Origin of the sequence: Ruminococcus sp. YE282 (genome assembly GCA_900101355.1) — a bacterium.
Lineage (GTDB): Bacteria > Bacillota > Clostridia > Oscillospirales > Acutalibacteraceae > Ruminococcoides > Ruminococcoides bromii_A.
On sequence record FMUV01000061.1, the window covers coordinates 1 to 5,347 of the forward strand.

Annotated in this window: 6 protein-coding genes; 3 read left to right on the forward strand and 3 right to left on the reverse strand. The window is 38.2% G+C overall.

What is annotated here, in order from left to right; translation table 11 throughout:
- Positions 1-224: IS30 family transposase (locus BLP46_RS13170; protein WP_207645250.1), on the forward strand; the 224-nt coding region annotated here is incomplete at its 5' end.
- A gap of 448 nt (positions 225-672) precedes the next feature.
- On the opposite strand, the gene BLP46_RS12330 is transcribed toward BLP46_RS13170, so the two are convergent.
- Positions 673-1,743: a hypothetical protein gene (locus tag BLP46_RS12330; RefSeq protein WP_092979324.1), complete on the reverse strand. Its 1,071-nt coding sequence runs from the start codon at positions 1,741-1,743 to the stop codon at positions 673-675.
- Positions 1,744-2,103: 360 nt separating this feature from the next.
- Between BLP46_RS12330 and BLP46_RS12335 the strand changes: the two genes are divergently transcribed.
- The gene (locus BLP46_RS12335; RefSeq protein WP_092979325.1) at positions 2,104-2,622 is read left to right on the forward strand and encodes a zinc ribbon domain-containing protein; all 519 of its coding nucleotides are present in this window, start codon (positions 2,104-2,106) and stop codon (positions 2,620-2,622) included.
- An 83-nt stretch (positions 2,623-2,705) separates the two neighbouring features.
- Here the strand turns inward: BLP46_RS12335 and BLP46_RS13410 are convergent, their stop codons facing one another.
- Positions 2,706-3,575 (reverse strand): sodium-independent anion transporter, encoded by an 870-nt coding sequence (locus BLP46_RS13410; RefSeq protein ID WP_318259625.1) that lies wholly within the window; start codon positions 3,573-3,575, stop codon positions 2,706-2,708.
- Position 3,576: 1 nt separating this feature from the next.
- Positions 3,577-4,788, reverse strand: a complete 1,212-nt coding sequence (locus BLP46_RS13415; protein WP_318259626.1) for a SulP family inorganic anion transporter — start codon at positions 4,786-4,788, stop codon at positions 3,577-3,579.
- A gap of 319 nt (positions 4,789-5,107) precedes the next feature.
- Between BLP46_RS13415 and BLP46_RS13240 the strand changes: the two genes are divergently transcribed.
- On the forward strand, positions 5,108-5,347 hold a 240-nt coding region (locus BLP46_RS13240), incomplete at its 3' end, for a transposase (protein ID WP_502686002.1).

Below are 5,347 nucleotides of genomic sequence, written 5' to 3' on the forward strand. Positions count from 1 at the left end.
ATTTCACTCATCCGTATTCGTCCTACGAAAAAGGAACTAACGAGTGCCACAACAAAATGCTGCGCAGATTTATACCGAAGGGCAAAAGCATTGACGACTACAGCGCTGATGACATCCTCTACTTTGCGGATAAGATCAACAACCTGCCCAGAAAGATTCTGGGCTACAGAACCCCGGAAGAGCTGTTCGAGCAGGAACTCGACCGCATATATGCTGCCGCGTGAGCCGCGTCGCCGCGAGTTTTCCTCGCTCGTCGCTACGCTCCTCCCTCGAAAAACTCGCGGCGATCTACTACAGACTCAAAAATTGTTGCAACTTGCTATTGCAATTTGCGAATTTAATTTTCTACCTTAAGCACGCCTTTTTTTGATGTCTGCTCAACTTGGGGAAGTTTATCATTTTTGAGGTGCTTTTGTTATTTTTCAAGAATTTTAAAATTTGCTATGTAAGAATTGATTTCTATAATTTGGTCATTGAATATAACTGCATTCACTCAATTTTCTTGAACTTAGAAAGTGCTAAAATGAAAGAACAAATTCTTTTCTCAGCAATTACAAAAACAAGCGGTAGTTAGAAAACTACCGCTTGTTTAAATTAGCTATCAAATTTTGAGTTTACCGCAATTATTGATGAAGAACCTTTAAAAACAATCCATGCTTTATTTGAGGTCTATCAGAACATTTCTCTTTTTCTCATTATAAACAAAACTGTCGTTGCAACAATAAGTACCAAAAGAAAAGTAGCGGCAAGGAATGTGTCGCCGGTGTTTACAACGGCATCTGTCTGTGCAGTTGTCAAAGACCGCTGAACAGGATTTTGAGTAATTGTACTCTCAGGCTGTGTTGCGGAAGCAGATGTTGCATCGGCAACAACATTTGCGGTTGTACTTTCGGTAGGTTCGGTCGGTGTGGATTGATCTGCCGTGCTTGGATGCGAGATTCCCTCATCAGGTGTTCCGGACTTTTTATCCGTGTTTTCAACTGTGGTAGGGGTAACAAAGTTTGAGTTTGTCAGCGTTGTTTTGTCATCAACTTTAACCATCGACGCCTGTTGAGAATGAACTATCTCACAATTATTAACAAGCGGAACTTCCTCTTCATCAATTGAAAGCAATGTATCGGAATTAACTTTCGACGCTTTGAGAACGTCAACGGTAAGGTCAACGGTAGTTGTTACCGAGCTTTGTTCATCCAAATCCTTCACATCAAAAACGATTTTTACAAACGGAACTTTTTGTGATGTAAAATCAAAAAGTCTTAGACTTGTCGCATTATATTCAATTCTATCCTTTTCGCTTAAATTCAGTGCACCGTTTGCACCTATGCTTGGACAAATAGATGCGGGAGTATTTTTCTTTTCAGATACGGAAAGAATGCTGGAATCATAAGTGATGTACCACTGTGTATTTAATATATCCTTGGTTAATTTAAGCCAATATGTTACTGTTACTTCTTTGGTCGTAGCATTATATTCGGCAGCAGCCTTTGGAAAATAGTTTGAAATCGCATTTACCGTAAGATTGGGATATTGAAGTCCGCCTGATGTTTGTGACGGAGCTGTCGGTTCGGAAGATTGCGTAGTATCTACGGTCTGGGCTGCTGTTGTGGGTTCAGAGATATAAGACTGATAATTATCACCAGCAGGATTCTCGTCAACCTCGGCATCAACATTGAGGGCAGTCACAGTAAACATTGAAACAGTAAGCATAATAGCCAAAACAAGACTGATTGCTTTTTTTGACATTAATTTTACCTCCAATTAATTTTCATAACTTGTCATCGTATATTATATTATAGTAAGTACAAAAAATCAAGTATTTATGTAAAATAAGCATATAATCGCCATGCTAATTTATTAAATAAGGAAAACGCAGCACAATAATTGTCATTTTTTATTCAGATTAATGCACATTCTATTTTCATAATTATATTCTGACTTTAAAAATAATTGTTAAATACAAATCTGCTATAACCAAATCAAATTAATCTTTCGACACATTTTAAAAATCACAAGAAAGTCACACAAAAATCACGCAGATTTTGTTGACTTATGTCATATTTTCAATATACTAATAATTAGAAACTAATATTTGGAGGAATAATTATGATATGTCCAAAATGCGGAAAAGAAACATCAAACAATTCAACTTTTTGCACTAACTGCGGAACTAAACTTAAAGATTCCGTACCGCAGCACGAACAAGCACAGTCGACTTCATACTATCAACAGCCAACTCAAAACAACTACCAACAGCCCTACCCCAATTATCAACAGCATACACAAAATTATTATGGGCAACCGGTTCAGGGTACGCCACTTAATGCCGAAAACCCGTCTGCAACCAAGGCACTTGTGTTCGGTATCATAGCTATCTGCCTCTGTTGGTTCCCGATTGCCAGCATTATACTCGGTGCATTTGCAGTAAAATTCGGCAATCAAACCATTCAAAATGCGAATCAGGGATATAACAAACGCTCTTACGGCACCGCTTCAAAAATATTGGGAATCATAAGCATTATTTTATGCGCACTTATGACCATATATTGGATTGTCGTGGCTATCATTGCAGCAGCAGTTTTCTCTCAAATTGCAATAGGAATCGGAAGTAATTTTTATTATTAACTTAATAAGTAATGTAAAAGCGGTCAGACTGAAAGCAGTCTGACCGATTTGTTGTTTTGAGCTAAACAATTTGTCTAAAGCAGTTATTTATCCTGCTTTTCATTTTGTTCTCTTTCAATTTTAGAACGAACCTCGGTTATTTGTTTATACAGCTCAGGGTCCTTCTCTTTAAGATGTTCGGCAATATCTGCCCTGTGTTTTGCAAGCATCTCAATTGTAGACTTCGGATAATTTTTCAAAATATGCTGTTTAATCTTAAGGCGGCGTTTTTCAATTTGCCTGATGATTTCTTCCTCGTCTTCCTCGATATATTTTGATAACCTGTCAGGATTATGTTCAATATGAGCAAGTATTTCATCCTCAATGATTGTATTCTCATCAAAATAAATACTTGCGTTTTCACTGATATTTCCAGCCGAAAGGTCAATATGTCCGTCATTTCTGAAACCGCTGATTACATTGTCAATGGTTTTGTTCATCATTTTCTCGGCGTCATCACCATATGCCCACTCGTATTCGTGCAGTGAATCATCTTTAACCTGTGCTGCTGAGCGAACCCTCTGCTGACTTTTGCCAACTTTTTCAAGCTTATACGGCGGCAATATGCCTGAATTTTTGAGCGCAATAGTTATCGTACGTCGAATGTGTCCTTCGTCAATCAGGCTACCCGCTCCGTATTTCCTGAGCAAATCATTTACCTGACCGATATGTTCGGTTATATAAAAATCTATACCCTTTGACTTTAAATTATTCGAGATTATCACAAGACGGTCGGCGGCTGTTATGTCAATGTGAGTTATTCCGCCCGCATCAACTATAACCGCCTTGGTATGTTCGTTGATTGACTGTTCAATATCCGATTGAAAAACGCTTATATTTGCAAAAAACAAATTTCCGTTAAATCTGTAAATCACCGTATTCTCTATCGGCTGGGCATCCTTGTTACGGTTCAAATCAAAAAAATCCGTCTTTGTCGGGTATTATTCCGAGAAACGTACGCGACGGATTTACCACCCTGATTATTACAACAACAAATGAAAGTATCACACCTATTAAAACGCCGTAAATCGTTCCGAGTAAAAGCACACCGAAAAATGCTGCAAAAAAGATTGCCGCATCAATATGCGATGACTTTATTAAACGTTTGGCAACATCAAATTGAATGATACCTATAAGTGCAGACATAACTATTCCCGTTAATACAGGCACGGGAAGATATGCAATAAAATCAGTTCCGAATAACAAAAGCAAAATGATTGAGGCACCGGAAACAAACGATACTACCTGAGATTTTCCTCCGTACTGCTGAACGGCACCTGTTCTGGATACGCTTCCGTTAACAGGCACGCCGCCGGTAAAAGCAGACGTAAGAAGTGCAAGCGAAAATGTCAATACCTCCCTGTTATCATTAATTTTATAACCGTTTTTAAGCGCAAAGTTATTTTCTGCCAACAAGGTCTGGGCAAGCACAATCAACGCAACTGTAAGACTTGTACCCAAAATTTCTCCTATATTTGTAAGCGCAATATTAGGAACCGAAAGCGTCGGCAAACCCGAATCAACGGAATCAAGCAGTTTTATGCCGTATTGGTCGATATGAAACACCGCAGTTGATATTGCGGAAGCAATCATAACGGCAACAATCATCGGAAACTTTGGAATAAATTTTTTGGAAATCAAAATAAGAGCAACGGATAATATTCCCACAACAAATGAAATCCAACTCGGATTATTGGTTGCAGCCTTGTATATGCAGTATGCAAGCTCAAAAAGTTCGCCGTTTCCCGAAGAAGAACCGAGCAATTTAGGAACCTGCATAAGAATAATCGTCGCCGCAATGCCGCTGATAAATCCTCCCATAACAGGTGTAGAAATAAAATTAACAAGCTTACCCGCTTTCAAAATTGAAAACAGCAAAAGCCACAATCCCGCAAACAATGTTATAAGAGGCACAACTTCCATAGCCTGTTGTGAGGCGGCAGCTATTCCGTGCGTGCTTAAAAATGCTCCTACCACTGCACATGGAGCTGCATCAACTCCGAATATAAACTGAGGCGAGGTTGAAAACATTGCAAATATCAAAATCGGAAATACCGAACCATACAAACCGTAAACAGCCGGCATTCCGCAAACTTGAGCATATCCAATAGAAATCGGAATAGTCATTGCAGCCACAATTATGTCTGAGATTATATCTTTCGGTAATATTTTAATATTTTAATTTGTAATTTCTTAGCGTAACAAATAGCGGAAACTTCATTTATGCCGCCCTTTCTTTAAATGTTTTATTAAATATAAATTAAATCACAACAATGCACTTAGATTATACTCTAATAAAATATTTGATTCAAGATGAAATTACAGTTTGATATTATTCAAATTTAATAATACGACAAAGGGGCTGTGAAACAACACCCCCAAAAAACAGACAGGCACATAACCGAAAGCATGGACGGTTATGTGCCTGTTGTGGTATAATAAGTTTGTGAACAATAATACCGAAATCAATTATACACCAAAGCAAGGAAGATTTCCAGTATTTGTTTCAGATTTATTAGAAATTTCTGATCCGGTAATAGCGTTTGACCATGTAATGGAGGCGATTGGAGTTCAGAAGTATCTCAAGGGCAAGGTAAAAAGTACCGGTCGGTTGGGATATAATCCGGTCAATCTGCTTAAAACAGTCTTGTTTGCTTTCAGGGACAAAGGATATGCATCCTTAAGA